Consider the following 1,341-nt stretch of genomic DNA (forward strand, 5'->3'; position numbering starts at 1 on the left):
TGTCGGGAGTCGGGAATCGGGAGTCGGGAGTCGGGAATCGGGAAATCGGGACAGAGATTATGGATGCGATCGCATCGACTCGGCAGTCGGGAGTCGGGATGCGATCGCATAATTTAATTTACCGTCCTGCCCAAATAACGCCAACCGACCCCTAGAAATACTTTAGGACTTACGCAGTAACTCTACCTGTAGGGTTTGGTGCCCAGTTTTGGGTAAGTCCTGTCCAAGTCGCTGTTTCGCCAATGTCTGGTCTTCAAACAATAGTTGCACCCAAGCCGTAATAGCTTGGGTGTGGCTTTTTAGGCCGCCATTTTATACAAAAGCTGCTGACAGTCTTAAAAATCTTAACAAAAATGTAAACTTTATTTTCGCTATGTTACATTAAATTTAATACTTTATTAAGAATTGTTACCTAGAGGACTAATCAACTACATGGCGGAACCTACCCATCTGGCTGAGCTTGAGCAGGGTCTAAAACTCTGGAATCAATGGAGAGACAATCATCCCAAACTGATCCCTGACCTGATGGAAGTAGACCTGAGTGGGCAAAACCTCAATGGTTTCAATCTCTTTCAAGCCGAGCTAATGGGATCTAACTTGAGTGGGTCATTGCTGATTTATACTGACCTGACTGAGGCTTGTGTCGTTGGGGCAATATTTGATAAAGCTATTCTTCGTCACGCTTACTTGAATAGAGCCAAGCTTACCCGTACATCCTTCCAAAGAGCAGACCTGACTATGACATCTTTGGAAGACGCTAATCTAATTAGGGTTAACTTTTCTCTGGCAGACCTTGAGGGAGCTAATCTGTTTAGAACTAACCTGATTGCTGTGAATTTCACCAAAGCCAATCTGAGTAGGGTCAACTTCACTGAAGCGGTGATGACTGGGGCTAATCTTAATGAAGCTCAACTGATTGGTAGTAATTTTGATAAAGCTAATTTAACAGGAGCAGATCTGGTGAAGGCGAATCTGAAAGGGGCTAACCTTAGTCAAGCTAATCTTAGTTATACCAACCTCAGAGAAGCTAACCTTAGTGAAACCAACCTCAGAAAAGCGAATCTTACCGGAGCTGATTTAACTCATGCCAACCTTCAGGGGGCTAATCTGATTGAAGCGGAACTTGATGGAGTGATATTAAATACGAGTATTTAGTTATTTGGGAAAGGGAGTAGGGAGTCGGGAGTCGGGAGTCGGGAGTCGGGAGTAGGGAATCGGGAGTCGGGAGTCGGGAGTGGGGAATCGAGAAGAAATAGGTGTGTCTACTTCATTAATAGTAAGCATTCAGTAGTCAGCAGTCAGCGGTCAGGAGTCAGCAGTCAGCGGTCAGCCTTTGCCTGA

2 protein-coding genes are annotated in these 1,341 nt (G+C 45.0%); one reads left to right on the top strand and one right to left on the bottom strand.

Going from position 1 to position 1,341, the window contains the following annotated elements; genetic code table 11:
* The first annotated feature begins 432 nt into the window (after nucleotides 1–432).
* The gene (locus tag F6K20_RS38730; protein WP_287251744.1) at nucleotides 433–1,155 is read left to right on the top strand and encodes a pentapeptide repeat-containing protein; all 723 of its coding nucleotides are present in this window, start codon (nucleotides 433–435) and stop codon (nucleotides 1,153–1,155) included.
* On the opposite strand, the gene F6K20_RS38735 is transcribed toward F6K20_RS38730, so the two are convergent.
* Nucleotides 1,156–1,284: a hypothetical protein gene (locus F6K20_RS38735; RefSeq protein ID WP_267871967.1), complete on the bottom strand. Its 129-nt coding sequence runs from the start codon at nucleotides 1,282–1,284 to the stop codon at nucleotides 1,156–1,158. It abuts the gene before it with no gap.
* Between the last annotated feature and the right edge of the window lie 57 nt (nucleotides 1,285–1,341).

Source organism: Moorena sp. SIO2C4 (assembly GCF_010672485.1).
In the GTDB taxonomy this organism is placed as follows: Bacteria; Cyanobacteriota; Cyanobacteriia; order Cyanobacteriales; family Coleofasciculaceae; genus Moorena; species Moorena producens.